Raw genomic sequence first — 15,050 nt, 5'->3', positions numbered from 1 at the left:
CCATTGACAACAGATATCGACAACTGAGCTGAGGCGGTCAGCAAGGAGCGTGGGCCCCGAGGAGAGATCCTCGGGGCCCACGCTTTTCGGTGCCTTGGCCCCGACTTCCCGGCCCCAATCTGAACTTTCGCCCAGAGCATGACGAATTGCTGGCACTCAAGTTGACCGAGTGCTAAGAGCGTTCTAGAGTCAGAATTAGCACTAGCACTCATTGAGTGCCAGTTTCATGAGACGGTCGAATCGCTCGGCACCCGCGACGACGAGAGGTTCATGGCAGCAGCCGCCGTCTGACTCGATGAAATAGAACCCAGCGAAGGGAGAGGGCCCGATATGTCGGTCTCCATCAAGCCACTCGAAGATCGGATTGTCATCCGTCAGGTCGAAGCAGAACAGACTACCGCCAGTGGTCTGGTCATTCCCGAAACCGCCAAGGAAAAGCCTCAGGAAGGCGAAGTTGTCGCAGTGGGCCCGGGCCGCGTTGCTGACAACGGCAACCGCGTGCCGGTCGACGTCGCCGTCGGCGACAAGGTCATCTACTCCAAGTACGGAGGCACCGAAGTCAAGTACGCAGGCGAAGAGTTCCTCGTACTCTCGGCTCGCGACGTGCTCGCCGTCATCGGCTGAATCCCCTGAACAACAACTTCACTGACAGGAGGACGAATGCCTAAATCATTGGAATTCAACGACGAAGCCCGTCGTGCACTCGAAAAGGGTGTCAACACCCTGGCCGACACCGTCAAGGTGACACTGGGACCCAAGGGCCGCAACGTCGTGCTCGACAAGAAGTGGGGCGCTCCCACGATCACGAACGATGGTGTGACCATCGCCCGTGAGGTCGAGGTCGACGATCCGTACGAGAACCTCGGCGCACAGCTGGCCAAGGAAGTCGCCACCAAGACCAACGACATCGCCGGCGACGGAACCACCACTGCGACCGTTCTCGCGCAGGCCTTCGTCAACGAAGGACTGCGCAACGTTGCCGCAGGTGCCGCACCCGGACAGCTCAAGCGCGGCATCGAGACCGCCGTCGAGGCCGTCTCGCAGCAGCTGGGCACGATCGCCCGCGACGTCGCCGACTCCTCGGAGATCGCACACGTTGCCGGTCTGTCGGCTCAGTCGCCTGAGATCGGCAAGCTCATCGCCGATGCCTTCGACAAGGTCGGCAAGGACGGCGTCATCACGATCGACGAGTCGCAGGCCGCGTCCGTCGAGCTCGAGATCACCGAAGGAATGCAGTTCGACAAGGGCTTCCTGTCGCCGCACTTCGTGACCGATGCCGATCGTCAGGAGGCTGTGCTCTCCGACGCTCTCATCCTCATCAACCAGGGCAAGATCTCCAACATCCAGGAGCTCCTGCCCGTCCTCGAGAAGGTGCAGCAGGCCGGCAAGCCGCTGTTCATCATCGCCGAGGACATCGAGGGTGAAGCTCTGTCGACCCTGGTCGTCAACAAGCTGCGCGGAATCATCAACGTCGCCGCCGTCAAGGCTCCCGGCTTCGGTGACCGCCGCAAGGCCATCCTCGAAGACCTCGCCGTCCTCACCGGTGGCCAGGTCGTCACCCCGGACATGGGCATGAAGCTCGACCAGGTCACCCTGGAAGAGCTCGGCAACGCCCGCACCATCACCGTCACCAAGGACAACACCACCATCATCGATGGTGCCGGTGCCGACGATGCTGTTGCCGGTCGTGTCGCTCAGATCCGCGCCGAGGTCGAGAACACCGATTCCGACTGGGACCGCGAGAAGCTGCAGGAGCGCTTGGCCAAGCTCTCCGGCGGAGTCGCCGTCATCAAGGTCGGCGCCGCCACCGAGGTGGAGCTCAAGGAGCGCAAGCACCGCGTCGAAGACGCCGTGTCCGCGACTCGTGCCGCCATCGAAGAGGGCGTCGTCGCCGGTGGTGGATCGGCTCTGATCCACGCTGCGAAGGTCCTCGACGGCAACGACCTCGGTCTGACCGGTGACGCACTCACCGGTGCCGAGATCGTCAAGCGCGGAGTCGTCCAGCCGCTGCGCTGGATCGCTGCCAACGCGGGCCAGGACGGCTACGTCGTCGTCGCCAAGGTCCAGGACCTCGAGTCCGGCCAGGGCTACAACGCCGCCATCGATGAATACGGCGACCTCATCGGCGCCGGAATCATCGACCCCGTCAAGGTCACCCGTTCGGCACTGCGCAACGCCGCTTCGATCGCCGCCCTGGTTCTCACCACTGAGACCCTGGTCGTCGAGAAGAAGGACGAAGAGGACGAGGACTGAGCCACCCGCTCGGACGTCAGTTTTCTCTGACCACGACAGTGGCCCGGAACATCACGTTCCGGGCCACTGTCGCATTCACTGTCGTCTTCATCGGCGCATTCACCCTCACCGAGGCGGCCCGTCCTATGAGATCGCCCGTGCCGTTCCGAGGTCGCCGGCTTCGCCGGTTCGGCCTGTCGTCCACGCCTCTGTTCACTCGACTGTCGCGCCTCATTCACTTTCCCGAGGTCTCTCGCAGCTATGGTGTCGCGGAGGCTCCCGATCCGGGACCTCTCCGCAGATCCAAGGGAGATATGAAGCGCATTACGATGATCGGCGATGTCGGGTGGAGCCGGTTCTACCACCTCGGCGATGAGGCGATGACGGAGCTGGCCATCGATGAGCTTCGTGCCCGAGCGGATATCGCCATCACGCTTGTCGCCGGTGAACCCCAGCACGCGAGCGAAATGTACGGCGTCGACGCTGTCAGACGCATCGGGTTCAGGCGCGACCGACGTCCCAATACCTCTCGGCTGAAGACGATCCTCGACTACGTCGCCGGAGATCGGAATGCGCTGAAGGCAGATGACCCGGCGATCGATGTCATCGAGGCAGTCCGGGACTCTGATGCCGTCATCATTGCGGGCGGCGGCAACCTCAACTCGATGTTCGCCCATCACATCTACGAGCGGGCGACCCTGGCGAAGATCGCCCGTGCCCTCGGCAAACCGTATGCGTTGACCAGCCAGACGCTCGGCCCGCTCATCTACGACGAGGATCGGGACATCGTCCACGATCTGCTCGCCGAGGCGGAGTTCGTCGGAACTCGTGAAAGCTACACGACCCAGCTCGCCGCCGACCTCGGGCGAGGTTCCGCGACGGTGCGCCGTCAGGTCGACGACGCGTTCTCATTGACAGCGCGCGACGAGGACCGGTCTGCCGTATCGGATCTGACAGAGCGTCCATTCATCCTGGCGAGCTTCGCCGAGAAGGCCTCAACCCCGATGCTCAGCGATGACGATTACCACGGGCGGCTGGCGGAACTCACTCGTCGACTCGCCGAGGATACCGGTCTGCGGGTGCTGCTTGTGCCGCACGGAGGGGCGCTGCCCCCGGCACCGGAGACGAGAGACCAGCTCACTGATATGAAGATCGCTCAGGCCAGCGGGCATGCCGAGGTCGTTCCCACGCGGATGCTCACAGCACGAGAGCTCATCGCTCTGACGGAACAGGCTCAACTGGTCGTTGGGACCCGATACCACGCGGCGATCTTCGCCGGAGCTGCGGGCATTCCCTTCATCTCGTTGGCTCCCAATCTCTATTCGTCCATCCGCATGCGCGGAGCCGCGGAGAACGTCGGAATGGAGGACTACGTGCTGCCGCTCGATTCGGTCGACGACATCGTGTCGACAGCTGTCGGCGCGGTGGGAAACCGAGACGAGCTCAGGGGCCGATTGAGATCGCAGTCGCAGAAGCGCCGTGCCGAGCATCGGAAGTGGTGGGACTTCGTCGTCGCGAAGATGCTGGGCGACACCCCCGGAGCGGCGGAGACCGAAGCACCCGGCTTCTTCCACGCCGAAGCGATCGACAACCCATTCGTCGACAACATCGGCGTAGTCCGCGAACGTCTCAACGCCGTCCAGAACTACGGGCTGGTGATGGCGCTCAAGGACCGGAAGGCGGCACGGGCGAACGAAGAGGTGCAGGCGGTGAAGTCGCAGCTGCAGCGCGTACGCACCGAACGCGACGAGGCCCGCCGACGTAATGAGCGCCGCGAGGCAGAGCCTGTCGTGCGCGCTGCACGACGAGTCGAGAGCGCTAGCCGACAGTCTGCAGACTTCGCCCGCCGCACCTATCGGAAGCTGCGCTCCTCACGCCGATAGGGTCGAGGCACTCAGGCGCTCAGAATTCCACTTTCGGTACATCCTGCTGTGAAATGCACAGCGAAGGACCTGGGTAATTCAGAGACAGGTGCACAAAAGGCCTGATGCCACTGTGACCTGATCGTGGTTGCGCGCTTTGTGCCGTCTAGGGCGCGCTCGGACGTGGGACATGCGCAGCGGGCGCGGCGCTTAGTCGCGGTTCGCTTCGAAAATGGCGCGAAGGCGAGCGAGATCGGCGCGGACCATGTCGGCGTCGCGGTCGAACTCGGCATCATCGACACCTGGCAGACGATAGAGGGTGAAGACCACCTCGGCGCCGGTGCCGTTGGCGAGCACCCGGACGGGATTGTGCACGATCGTGCCGTCGGGGAAGATCACATCGTGATCGAGGATGCCCAGCTCCGTGTGCGGGCCGAAGCGGACCTCGACCTCGCCCATCGGAGAGTCCGTGATCCAGCGGCCGGCCGCCTCGCGGATTCCATTGCTCAGACCCGCGGCCCAGGCCGGAAGGTTCGCGGGATCGCCGGCGAAGGCGGCCACCTCGGCGGGGGAGGCGTCGATCGACGTCGAGAGGTGAAGCGCGGCATAAGTCATGTCCCCAGTGGAGCACATCGCGCGCCGCGGGAACAGAGAATGCCCACTCGAACGTGCTGCACAAGCAGGCGGTGAGGAGCTCTCACTGTTTAAAGCCGTACAGCCGCCTCACACCTACTGGCCAGTCGCTTTTCATGTTTCTTAAGCCTGATCCTCGTTAGTCTGGAAATGACAGCTTGCACCGACGCATGAGGAATCTATGACCACCGGCCCAACGATGCCCATCGCCCGACTTCGCGACGTTTCGAAGGTCTTCGATCCGAAAGGGGCCGCGGTCACGGCCCTCAGCGGAGTCAGTCTCGACATAGCACCGGCCGAACTGACCGCGGTGATGGGGCCCTCGGGATCCGGGAAGTCAACACTCATGCACGTCCTCGCCGGACTCGACCGGCCCACGTCCGGCGAGGTCCACCTCGGCGAGCAGGAGATCACGACGCTTGGCGACGACGATCTCACGGCTCTGCGCCGGCGCCGGATCGGGTTCGTCTTCCAGGCCTTCAATCTCGTGCCCACCCTCACCGTCAAGGAGAACATCCGACTGCCCTTCGAACTCGACGATCGTCGCCCGAACGCTGACGAACGCGCCTGGATCTCCACGGTCGTCCACCGCCTGGGGTTGGAGGACCGGCTCAAGCATCGACCCAACGAGATCTCCGGCGGCCAACAGCAGCGCACCGCCATCGCCCGGGCACTTGCGACCCGCCCCGATATCCTCTTCGCCGATGAACCGACCGGCAACCTCGATGCGAAATCCGGTCGCGAGGTCATGGCGATCATGGTCGAGGCCGTCCGCGACTTCGGCCAGTCGATCGTGCTCGTCACCCACGACCCGATCGTCGCCGCCCATGCCGACCGCGTCATCTTCATCGCCGACGGCACCCCGGTGACCGAACTGACCGACGCCATCACCGCCGAGGCGATCGCCTCGACCATGCTCGACATCGACGAACGCGCCGACACTGCGGTGAGCCGATGAACCCGCTGCGCGAAATCCGGACCAACCCGCGGCAGTTCTTCCCCAGCGTCCTCGTCGTCTTCATCGCCGCCCTCTTCGGCACCGCGATCATGCAGGGCATCGCGATCCTGACCGCGTGGCTGTCGTCCGAGAAGATCATCGCCGAATCCGAGACCGCGCAGAACCTGCTGACGATGGTCGGCTTCACCTTCTTCCTCATCGCCCTCTTCGTCTCCGCGATCGTCATCGCGAACACGTTTTCGATCATCATCGCCGGTCGCAGCCGCCAGCTGGCTCTGCTGCGCCTCATCGGGGCGTCGTCGAAACGGCTGCGCAGGGCCGCCTCGGCGGAGGGACTGATCATCTCCGTCCCCGCCGCGGTGCTCGCCTTCGCGGCGTCGACCGGGCAGGCGAAAGCGGCCCAGAATTATCTGGGCAACGCCATCACCGAGGAGGTCGCCCTCCTCACCCCGACCATGGCCGTTCCCGCCCTCGCCACCATCATCGTGACCTGGCTGTCGGCGTACCTGGGGGCGCGCCGCATCACGGGGATCTCACCGATCGAGGCGACCTCGCAGGCGGTGGAGGTCCGGCCGGAGGACGCCCGCGCCTCATTGGGCGGACTCACGGCCTCGCTGATTCTGCTGTCGATGGGTCTGACGTTCCTCGTCAACGCCGTGATCGGGGCCGCCGACCATCGGATCAGCCTGATCAGCGTGGTGCTCACCGCATTGGGGTCGAGCCTGACCTTCCTCGGCGTCATCATCGGCCATCCGTGGATCCTGCCGCCCCTGCAGGCAGCGATCGGCTGGCTGTGCGGGCGCACCGCGGTGTCCCGGTTGGCCGCCTCGACGATCGCCCGCCATCCCACCCGGAATGCCCGCACGGTCATCGGGCTCGTCATCGGCATCACGCTCATCGTCATGTTCGCCACCGCCATGACCACCTTCCGCGATCAGCTGCTGCGGTACGCGCGGTCGCTCGGCGAGGAAGGGTGGGGCGGCCTCGAGGACGCGCTGGCCACCGTCATCGACAAGTCGATGCTGTTCGCGCTGGCCCTCATCCTCTTCTCCGTGATCATCGCCGTCATCGGCGTCGCGAACACGCTCATGCTCTCCGTGCGTCAGCGCACTCAGGAGATCGGGCTGCTCATGGCGCTCGGCCAGACCCCGAAGCGCGTGCGGCGGATGATCACCGCCGAAGGCCTGCAGCTGAGCCTGACCGCCTGCCTGGTCGCCGTGCCGTTGGGCATCGGGTTCGGGTGGGTCGGCGCACTGACCCTGCTCTCACCTCTGCTCGGCCTCTTCGCTCCGAGCGTGCCCTGGACGGTCGTCATCGCCGTCATCGTCGGCACCCTCATCGCCGTGTTCGTCGCCAGCCGCGAACCCGCCCGCGCAGCCACATCGATCAGTCCCGTCGAAGCGCTCGAAGCCGTGTGAGGTGCGGGGGCTGGAGGTGCGGCCGACCGCTTCCAGCTACTGCTGCGCTGTCACTTTCTCCGTCGCCGCCCAGGTCGCCAGCAGCCGCAGCTTCTCCGAGGTCGGCGAATCAGGCTCGGCGACATAGGTCGACAGTGCGATGGACGGGGAGGAGGCAAGAGCGAGCTCTTCGAATCCGAGATCGAGTTCGCCGACCTCGTGATGGTGAAGCGTCTTGGTGCCGGTGCGGTGAATGCCGACATCGTGGGCGGCCCAGCGTGCGCTGAAGTCCGTGCTTCTCGTGGACAGCTCGCCGATGAGCTGGGTCAGCTGCCTGTTGTGCGGAGTCTTGCCGGCCTGGGCTCGCAGCATGCGCACGCAGGTGCCGGCCGCCTCGTCGATGTTGCCGAAAAAGGTGTCGGCTGCGGGATCGAGGAAGACGAATGCGGCCATGTTCGGCGGGGCGGAGTCCGACCTCTTCGTGGGGCTGGCAAAGACGACGTCGAAGAGAGCCCGGCCGAGAGTATTCGCCGCGACGATATCGAGCTGTTGGTTCAGCGCGACCACCGGTGACTCACTCATCGAATCGATGAGCAGCTGAACCTGACGCGGTACGGATGCCGCAGACCTCGGGTGCCGACGCGCCCGCGCGGGCCGACGGAACGTGCGAGCCAGGTCGTAGAGGTAGGCGGTCTCGTCCTCACCCAGCTGCAGCGTCCGGGCGAGGGCGTCGAGGATCTCGTCGGAGACGCCGCTCAAGTCGCCCTTCTCGATCCGCGTGTAATAGTCCACGGACACACCGGACAGCATCGCGACCTCTTCTCGGCGCAGACCGGGGACGCGTCGCACACCGCTGCCGGTGGGCAGTCCGACCATGTCCGGGGTGATCTTCGCCCGGCGTGTGGTGAGGAAGTCCCGTACTCTCTCGTCTTTCGCGCTCATATCACCATGCTAAGGACCGTCATCGACGGGAGCCAGGTTCTCCGAGAACCTCCGAACGGGAGGCTCCCGTTCGAACGGGAGGCGCCCGATCGAAGAAGGGCTGCGCACGATCGGCGAAGGGGGTTCTGACAGAACCTACCGCGAACAGGCAGACCGAAGAAGTATGGGTGGTGTCGAAGAGAGCGGGGACCGATCCGATCTCTCGACGAACACGACCACGACCCCGTGTGCACCGATTCGACCATTGAGCAGCACTGGCAACCGACAGAGGAGAGAACCATGAGCGAGAACATCGACATCACAACCCGCAACGGCTACGGCACCACACTGTCGGCCGTGATCAACTTCCCGCCGGAATTCGACGCCTCGAAGCAGTACCCGGCGATCGTCGTCTCCCATCCGGGCGGCGGCGTCAAGGAGCAGACCGCCGGGCTCTACGCGGGCAAATTAGCGGAGTTCGGCTTCGTCACCGTCGCCTACGATGCGTCCTTCCAGGGCGCGAGCACCGGTGAGCCGCGCCAGCTGGAGAACCCGCACATCCGCACCGAGGATGTGTCCGCCGTGGTCGACTACCTGACAGGACTCGATTACGTCGACAACGAGCGGATCGGCGGAATGGGCATCTGCGCCGGTGCCGGCTACACCGCGAACGCCGCGATCAACGACCCGCGCATCAAAGCAGTGGGCACGGTCAGCCTGGTCAACATCGGTCAGATGTTCCGCAACGGGTGGACCAACGACGTCGCCGATGCCGACGCCTTCCCGCTGCTGAAGATGGGGTCGGATGCGCGCACCACCGACGCCGCCGGCCAAGACAACCCGTTCCCGCTGGCCCCGATGAAGGAGGAGGACGCTCCGAACGAGGAGCTGCGTCAGGCGTGGGAGTACTACCACACTCCTCGCTGTGAGCACCCGAACGCTCCGGGCTTCATGACCGCACGGAGCCTCTCGCAGATCATCACCTACGATGCGTTCCACAAATCTGAGGCCTTCCTCACCCAGCCGCTGCTGGTCATCGCGGGCAGCGAGGCCGGCTCGAAGTGGATGAGCGACGCCCTCTACGAGCGCGCAGCGAGTGCTGACAGGGCCTTCCACGTCGTCGAGGGCGCGAATCATATGGAGCTCTACGACGGAGAGAAGGAAGTCGCCGAGGCTGTGAGCAAGCTCGGACCCTTCTTCACCGACAAGCTCTGAGCAAGCTCTGAGACCGAAGGATTCCGAACCTGGGCCCTCTGAACTCTGAGGACCACGACCCCGAATCAAAGAATAGCCGCTGTCCCGCGCCACAGGTGCGGAGGCAGCGGACCTCCACAAACGAAAGGTTGGCCGAGACAATGGCTGCATGGACCGAAGACGAACTCAACCGCATCAACGCAGAGACCTATTTCACCGTCGGGGCAACCCTCCCGGACGGCACAACACCGAAGAACGTCGACATCTGGTCGGTACCCGTGGGAGAGCGGATCTTCATCCGCTCCTTCAACGGCACACAGGGCAAATGGTACGGCCCTGCCTTGGAGACCGGTCGCGGTCGGATCTCCGCCGGAGGCGTCGAGAAGGAAGTCCGGTTCGTGCCTGTCGACTCCGAGGACGAGAAGACCAACCAGGCCGTCGACGATTCGTTCCTGAAGAAATATGCCGACAGCAAGTACTCGGTGACGATGTCGACCGAGCCGGTGCGTCGCAACACGCTCGAAGTCGTCCCTGTAGACTGACAAGCCCCGTCAACGGACAGTGTCCCGGAGGCTCAGACTCAAGCCTTCGGGACTCTGACATGCGCAGAAGGCCCCGACCATGACCACTCAGACCCGTTTTCGTCTTGTGCCTATGACGCCACGCGACCCGTCGGAGGAAGGTCGCACCGCCTCGACGTTGGAGCTGTTCTTCGACCTCGTGTTCGTTGTCGCGGTGAGCACCGCCGCCGTGTCGCTGCACCACGCCCTCACCGAGGGCCGTACGGTCGACGGGATCGTCAACTACGCCATCGTGTTCTTCGGGATCTGGTGGGCGTGGATGAATTTCACCTGGTTCGCCACCTCGTTCGACGTCGACGACTGGCTGTACCGAGTGCTCACCATCGCGCAGATGGGCGGAGTGCTGGTGCTAGCCTCCGGAATCGGACCGGCTTTCGAGGACCACGACTTCTCCGTACTGATCTACGCCTACGTCGTCATGCGCCTCGCGCTCGTGGCCCAATGGCTGCGTGCCTCCCGTTCGGCGGGCGCAGCACGCCGTGCCACGCTCATCTACGCGGGCGGGATCGCTGTCGTGCAGGTCCTGTGGCTCGTCTCCCTGATGCTGCCTGGCTCGATGTTCACCTTCGCGCTCGTCGTGCTCATCGTCGCAGAGCTCGCCGTGCCGATCGTCGCCGAACGCACGGGGACCACTCCCTGGCATCCTCATCACATCACCGAGCGGTATGGTCTGTTCACTCTGATCGTGCTCGGAGAGAGCCTGCTCGGCTCCGCCAATGCGATCATCGAGGCACTCCACGACACCGAGGAGCTCGGTTCGCTCATCTGGGTCGCCGTCCTCGTGCTCATCGCGACCGCAGCCCTGTGGTGGATCTACTTCTGGCCGCCCCATCATCGCGTGATCGGCAGCTTGTCCCGGTCGCTGGCCTATGGCTACGGGCACTACTTCATCTTCGCGGCCGCCGGTGCGTTCTCCGCCGGCATCGAAGTGGAGATCGATGTCCTCACCGGACACAGCGAACTGCACCAGCCGTGGGCATCATTCGCCTACACGGTCCCGCTCGCTGTCTTCGTCTTCGGCATCTGGCTGCTCGCGATCCGGCGGCACGCGGATCCCATCGTCAACACCGTCGTGCCGGCGGCCGGCGTCGTGGTGCTCTTGGACCCGCTCCTGCCGGTGCCGTTCGCCCTGACTGCCGTCATTCTGACTGGCGTCGTCGCCGTCCTCGTCTGGCGACGGCCGCGCGAAGTCTCCGCTGCCGACTGACAACCAGCTGATTCCCCTGCCGACAGCCGGACTGCGGCTGTCAATGCAGACACAGACGGACGTGCCTCAGCCGGCGGCCACCTGACTGCGCAGCCTGTGCTTGAGCAGTTTGCCCGACGGGTTGCGCGGCAGCTCGTCGATGGTGAAGATCTCGCGCGGGAGCTTGTAGCGCGCGAGCTTATCGGAGAGGAAGTCGCGCAGCTCATCGACGGAGAAGTCCTCGCCATCGGTGGTCGTGATGAAGGCGACGACCTGCTCGCCCCACTGCGGATCCGGCTTCGCCACGACAGCGACATCGGCGACCCGGTCGTGAGCGATGATGGCCTCCTCGACCTCGAGGGAGAACACGTTCTCACCGCCGACGATGATGACGTCTTTCGATCGATCGACGATGAAGAGATACCCGTCCTCGTCGAGCCGGGCGAGATCACCGGTCTTGTACCACTCACCCTCGAAGGCCGCCTCGGTGGCTTGGGGATTGCCGAGGTATTCGCGCATCCGGGTGTCACCGGCGAACCAGATCTCGCCGGTCTGACCGGGGCCCGCCTCGGCGCCGTCGGCCGTGACCACGCGCATGGCGTTGCCGACCATGGCGTGCCGGCCGACGGATCCCGCCTTGCTCAGCTGATCCTCGGGCCCGAGAAGGCAGCCGGTCGGACCCATCTCGGACATGCCGAAGAGGTTGTAGAACTGGTTCGTCCCGTAGGCCTCGATGAGCATGGCCGCCGTCGCGCGGTCGATCGGAGCGCCGCCGTAGTTCCACCGGCGAATGGACGAGAAGTCGTAGTCGGCGAAATCGAAGCCGAGCTTCTTCGCGGTCATGATCGGCGCGACATAGGCGACAGTGGGTCCGAAGAACGTCGTGATCTGCTCCGCTGCGATGATCTGCATCGACTCCACCGGGTGATACGCCCGCTGGAGGACGACGGTCCCACCCATCTGGATCGTCGGGATGAGGGCGATATTCAGCGGAGCCGAATGCCAGATCGGCATGCAGATGAGGTACCGGTCGTCGCTGCGGTAGCCCATATTGAGGTTGATGAGCGTGCCGACCTGGAAGATGTTGCGATGCGAATGCACGCAGCCCTTCGGTGAGCTCGTCGTGCCCGAGGTGTAGAGGATCTGCGCGACCTGTTCATCGGTGAAGTCGCCGGGTTCGGCCTCTGCGGCGGCATCGAGCTGCACGTCGAAGCTGCCCGGGGTGTTGGGTTCGGTCTCCAGCCAGGTGATGTCCGGTGCTCCGGCCCGCGCGATCTCGGCGAGTTCGGTGCTGACGATGCCGAGCCTCGCTCCCGAGTGCTCGATCGTGTATTCGACCTCCGGAGCTTGGAACTTGTGGTTGACCGGCACGACGGTCGCGCCGAGGTACCACGCACCGAAGGCGGCGAAGACGAACCCCGGGACGTTGAAGGTCATGATGGCCACGACATCGCCGGAGCCGACGCCGTTGTCGGCGAGCACCTGGGCTGCCTTGAGTGCTCGGTGCCGCAGCTCGGTGTAGGTGAGGCGCTGGTCCTCAAAGACCAGAGCCTCCTTGTCCGGGTGCCGCAGAACGGTGGTGTCGAGCATGGTTCCGAGCTTCATTGCTTCTCCCTGTGACGAGTGCCATACTGAAAACAATTGAACCACGATTCATTTCTTTGGGGAAGTGAGCCCTTCGACGATCCGAGGTGAGGATGGCGTACCGCGCAACCCAGCGCACTCGGGCCAACGCCGAGGCACGCCGGGCCGAGATCGAACGTGCCGCTCGACATGTCATCGCTCGCGGAGGATTCGCCTCGGCGAGCGTGGCCGCGGTCGCCGCCGAAGCTGCCTGCAGCGCCGGATCGATCTACACGTATTTCAGCAACCGTGATGAGCTGCTGCGGCTGGTCTTCGCCCAGGCCGCCGGCCACGAACTGGACATCATCGCCGGCACCGTCGACGAAGCATCCACTGCCGCCGAGGTCGCGGAATCGACCGTCGAAGTCTTCGTCCGCCGCGCCGTAGCCGGTCGCCGGCTCGCCCACGCCCTGCTGCTCGAAGAAGTCCCCGCGCCGGTTCAGAGCGAACGTCTGCGGCTGCGCCGCGAGTATGTCGCCGCCATCGGGGAAGCCCTTGATCGGGTGGGCGGTACGACGATCCCCGCCGAGGTGGTTGCTCGGTCGATCGTCGGAAGCGTGGGAGAGAACCTCGTCGACATCCTCGATCCGGCCACCCCGAATCCGAGCTCCGCAGAGATCGAGACCCTCATCAAGGCACTGACCACGTTCACCCGATCCGCATTAGGAGAACCATGACCGCGACGCCCGACACCGCGTCAACGAAAGCGAACCCTGCAGTCGCGCGCTCCGCAGAACCCGCGGCGGAACCCACCACCCCGCGGACGACGCATACGGTGTTCAACCAGGCGCCGCCTCGGCGAGATATCAACGAATTCACGCTGAACACGGCCCTGAAGGATGCGCTCGCCCACTATGCGCCGGATGCCGCGCATGACGAGCTCGACCGCATCGGAGCGCTCGTCGGCAGCGCCGACTTCATCAACGACGCACGCCTGGCCAACGTCTACGGGCCGGTGCTGCGGACCCACGACGACTGGGGCAACCGCATCGACGAGATCGAGTTCCACCCGGCCTACCATCGGATCATCGGCGATGCACTCGATGCGGAAGCCCACTCCTTTGCCTGGACGCACCCCGGGCCGGGGGCGAACGTCGAACGCGCCGTGCGGTTCATGCTCTTCTCCCAGATCGAACCCGGCCACGCCTGCCCGGTGTCGATGACGCACGCGGTCGTGCCGTCCCTGCGCGCCGACTCCGCGCTCGCTGATTTCTGGGTGCCGCGCGCCACCGCTGCCGGCTATGATCCGCGGCGGATCGACCCGGCGGCGAAGACCGCAGTGACCTTCGGCATGGCGATGACGGAGAAGCAGGGCGGATCGGACATCCGCGCAAACACCACCTACGGCGTTGCGTTCGGCGACCACTACCTCCTCACCGGCCACAAATGGTTCTGTTCGGCTCCGCAGTCCGACGCCTTCCTCGTCATCGCCCAACTCGATGAGGGCCCGAGCTGCTTCGTCGTACCTCGAGTGCTGCCCGGCGGTGACCTCAATTCGGTGCGGATCCAGCGGCTCAAGGACAAGCTGGGGAACAGATCCAATGCCTCCTCGGAAGTCGAGTTCGACGCCACGCACGGGTGGCTGCTGGGCGAGCCGGGCAGGGGAGTGCGCACGATCATCGAGATGGTCGCCCAGACCCGGCTCGACTGCGTCCTCGGTTCGGCCGCGGGAATGCGCCAAAGTGTGGCCGAGGCGGCCTGGCACGCCCGCGGGCGCGCGGCCTTCGGCGTCACGCTCATCGACCAGCCGCTCATGCGCGCGGTCATCGCCGACCTCCAGCTCGAAGCCGAAGCGGCCACCTACACGGCGCTGCACCTGGCCGCCGCCTATGACGACGACAGCGCCGACGCGGTCGACTTCCGGCGTCTGGCCACGGCCGTCGGGAAATACTGGATCTGCAAACGCGGTCCCGAACATGCTTATGAATCGCTCGAATGCCTCGGTGGCAACGGCTACACGGAGTCCTTCCCTCTGGCTCGCCGCTATCGAGAGCAGCCGGTGATGGCGGTGTGGGAAGGCTCCGGAAACGTCATCGTCCTCGATGTGCTGCGTGCCTTGGCCCGTGAGCCGCGAAGTGCCAAGTCGTTCCTCGGCTTTCTCGAGACCGGCTTGGGCAACCACGCGGACTTCGATGCAGCCTACGAATCGTTGGCGCGGTCGCTGCAGTCAGCGGTGCAGGATCTGGATTCCGGGGGTGCGGCGGCGCAGGCGGCGTTGCAGGGGCGAGGCCGAGTTCTCGTGGAGAAGATGGCGCTGCTCATGCAGGCGGCGATCCTCTTCGAATCCGCGCCAGCTGAGGTGGCATCGAGCTTCGCGTCGGCCCGGCTCGGTGCCGATCGGGGCCGCGAATACGGCGCCCTGCCCGACGGTGTCGACATCGACTTCCTCGTCGCCCGGGCGTGAGCGGGCGACGCGGGCGCTGAAAGCACAGTGTGAGTTGAACAGCCCATGTTTGAAACTGG

13 protein-coding genes are annotated in these 15,050 nt (G+C 64.9%); 10 read left to right on the top strand and 3 right to left on the bottom strand.

Going from position 1 to position 15,050, the window contains the following annotated elements; genetic code table 11:
• The first annotated feature begins 330 nt into the window (after positions 1-330).
• From groES to QYM46_RS14475, 3 genes are all read left to right on the top strand, one after another.
• Positions 331-624 carry a co-chaperone GroES gene (groES, locus tag QYM46_RS14485; protein WP_039209993.1) on the top strand — a complete coding sequence of 98 codons (294 nt, stop codon included), beginning with the start codon at positions 331-333 and terminating at the stop codon, positions 622-624.
• A gap of 36 nt (positions 625-660) precedes the next feature.
• Positions 661-2,253 carry a chaperonin GroEL gene (groL, locus tag QYM46_RS14480; protein ID WP_169252980.1) on the top strand — a complete coding sequence of 531 codons (1,593 nt, stop codon included), beginning with the start codon at positions 661-663 and terminating at the stop codon, positions 2,251-2,253.
• Between the two features lie 293 nt (positions 2,254-2,546).
• Positions 2,547-4,115, top strand: coding sequence for a polysaccharide pyruvyl transferase family protein (locus tag QYM46_RS14475; protein ID WP_432789508.1), 1,569 nt, complete (start codon positions 2,547-2,549; stop codon positions 4,113-4,115).
• Positions 4,116-4,304: 189 nt separating this feature from the next.
• Here the strand turns inward: QYM46_RS14475 and QYM46_RS14470 are convergent, their stop codons facing one another.
• Complete coding sequence (locus QYM46_RS14470) at positions 4,305-4,709, bottom strand: SRPBCC family protein (RefSeq protein WP_432789507.1); 405 nt, start codon at positions 4,707-4,709, stop codon at positions 4,305-4,307.
• A 199-nt stretch (positions 4,710-4,908) separates the two neighbouring features.
• On the opposite strand from QYM46_RS14470, the gene QYM46_RS14465 reads away from it, so the two are divergent.
• Together QYM46_RS14465 and QYM46_RS14460 are read left to right on the top strand one after the other, a co-directional pair.
• Complete coding sequence (locus tag QYM46_RS14465) at positions 4,909-5,685, top strand: ABC transporter ATP-binding protein (RefSeq protein WP_432789506.1); 777 nt, start codon at positions 4,909-4,911, stop codon at positions 5,683-5,685.
• Positions 5,682-7,103, top strand: coding sequence for an FtsX-like permease family protein (locus QYM46_RS14460; protein WP_432789505.1), 1,422 nt, complete (start codon positions 5,682-5,684; stop codon positions 7,101-7,103). The genes QYM46_RS14465 and QYM46_RS14460 overlap by 4 nt, the downstream gene beginning before the upstream one ends.
• A gap of 36 nt (positions 7,104-7,139) precedes the next feature.
• Here QYM46_RS14460 and QYM46_RS14455 read toward each other — a convergent pair whose 3' ends face one another.
• Positions 7,140-8,024, bottom strand: coding sequence for a helix-turn-helix transcriptional regulator (locus QYM46_RS14455; RefSeq protein ID WP_432789504.1), 885 nt, complete (start codon positions 8,022-8,024; stop codon positions 7,140-7,142).
• Between the two features lie 279 nt (positions 8,025-8,303).
• Here QYM46_RS14455 and QYM46_RS14450 point away from each other — a divergent pair, with 279 nt between their 5' ends.
• The 3 genes from QYM46_RS14450 to QYM46_RS14440 all read left to right on the top strand — a co-directional run bounded on the left by QYM46_RS14450 (position 8,304) and on the right by QYM46_RS14440 (position 10,985).
• The gene (locus QYM46_RS14450; protein WP_432789503.1) at positions 8,304-9,218 is read left to right on the top strand and encodes an alpha/beta hydrolase; all 915 of its coding nucleotides are present in this window, start codon (positions 8,304-8,306) and stop codon (positions 9,216-9,218) included.
• Between the two features lie 140 nt (positions 9,219-9,358).
• Entirely contained in the window at positions 9,359-9,739 is a 381-nt protein-coding gene (locus tag QYM46_RS14445; protein ID WP_432789502.1) for a DUF2255 family protein, read from the top strand.
• A gap of 112 nt (positions 9,740-9,851) precedes the next feature.
• A complete protein-coding gene (locus tag QYM46_RS14440; protein ID WP_432789501.1) occupies positions 9,852-10,985 on the top strand; it encodes a low temperature requirement protein A in 1,134 nt (377 codons plus the stop codon).
• A gap of 66 nt (positions 10,986-11,051) precedes the next feature.
• On the opposite strand, the gene QYM46_RS14435 is transcribed toward QYM46_RS14440, so the two are convergent.
• Positions 11,052-12,569, bottom strand: a complete 1,518-nt coding sequence (locus QYM46_RS14435) for a class I adenylate-forming enzyme family protein (protein ID WP_432789500.1) — start codon at positions 12,567-12,569, stop codon at positions 11,052-11,054.
• A gap of 92 nt (positions 12,570-12,661) precedes the next feature.
• On the opposite strand from QYM46_RS14435, the gene QYM46_RS14430 reads away from it, so the two are divergent.
• On the top strand, positions 12,662-13,264 hold the full coding sequence (locus QYM46_RS14430) for a TetR family transcriptional regulator (protein ID WP_432789499.1): 603 nt from the start codon (positions 12,662-12,664) through the stop codon (positions 13,262-13,264).
• A complete protein-coding gene (locus tag QYM46_RS14425) occupies positions 13,261-14,991 on the top strand; it encodes an acyl-CoA dehydrogenase family protein (protein WP_432789498.1) in 1,731 nt (576 codons plus the stop codon). The genes QYM46_RS14430 and QYM46_RS14425 overlap by 4 nt, the downstream gene beginning before the upstream one ends.
• Positions 14,992-15,050 lie beyond the last annotated feature (59 nt).

The sequence above is a fragment of the Brevibacterium sp. K11IcPPYGO002 genome (genome assembly GCF_050920635.1).
Classification (GTDB): Bacteria; Actinomycetota; Actinomycetes; order Actinomycetales; family Brevibacteriaceae; genus Brevibacterium.
This window is presented reverse-complemented; position numbering and strand designations above follow the sequence as displayed.

What these genes read in the sequence shown, in the direction of transcription:
- QYM46_RS14425 (WP_432789498.1), top strand. Translation starts at nt 13,261, where the DNA reads ATGACCGCGACGCCCGACACCGCGTCAACGAAAGCGAACCCTGCAGTC.
- QYM46_RS14470 (WP_432789507.1), bottom strand. Translation starts at nt 4,709, where the DNA reads ATGACTTATGCCGCGCTTCACCTCTCGACGTCGATCGACGCCTCCCCC.
- QYM46_RS14455 (WP_432789504.1), bottom strand. Translation starts at nt 8,024, where the DNA reads ATGAGCGCGAAAGACGAGAGAGTACGGGACTTCCTCACCACACGCCGG.
- QYM46_RS14460 (WP_432789505.1), top strand. Translation starts at nt 5,682, where the DNA reads ATGAACCCGCTGCGCGAAATCCGGACCAACCCGCGGCAGTTCTTCCCC.
- QYM46_RS14465 (WP_432789506.1), top strand. Translation starts at nt 4,909, where the DNA reads ATGACCACCGGCCCAACGATGCCCATCGCCCGACTTCGCGACGTTTCG.
- groES (WP_039209993.1), top strand. Translation starts at nt 331, where the DNA reads ATGTCGGTCTCCATCAAGCCACTCGAAGATCGGATTGTCATCCGTCAG.
- groL (WP_169252980.1), top strand. Translation starts at nt 661, where the DNA reads ATGCCTAAATCATTGGAATTCAACGACGAAGCCCGTCGTGCACTCGAA.
- QYM46_RS14450 (WP_432789503.1), top strand. Translation starts at nt 8,304, where the DNA reads ATGAGCGAGAACATCGACATCACAACCCGCAACGGCTACGGCACCACA.
- QYM46_RS14435 (WP_432789500.1), bottom strand. Translation starts at nt 12,569, where the DNA reads ATGAAGCTCGGAACCATGCTCGACACCACCGTTCTGCGGCACCCGGAC.
- QYM46_RS14430 (WP_432789499.1), top strand. Translation starts at nt 12,662, where the DNA reads ATGGCGTACCGCGCAACCCAGCGCACTCGGGCCAACGCCGAGGCACGC.
- QYM46_RS14445 (WP_432789502.1), top strand. Translation starts at nt 9,359, where the DNA reads ATGGCTGCATGGACCGAAGACGAACTCAACCGCATCAACGCAGAGACC.
- QYM46_RS14475 (WP_432789508.1), top strand. Translation starts at nt 2,547, where the DNA reads ATGAAGCGCATTACGATGATCGGCGATGTCGGGTGGAGCCGGTTCTAC.
- QYM46_RS14440 (WP_432789501.1), top strand. Translation starts at nt 9,852, where the DNA reads ATGACGCCACGCGACCCGTCGGAGGAAGGTCGCACCGCCTCGACGTTG.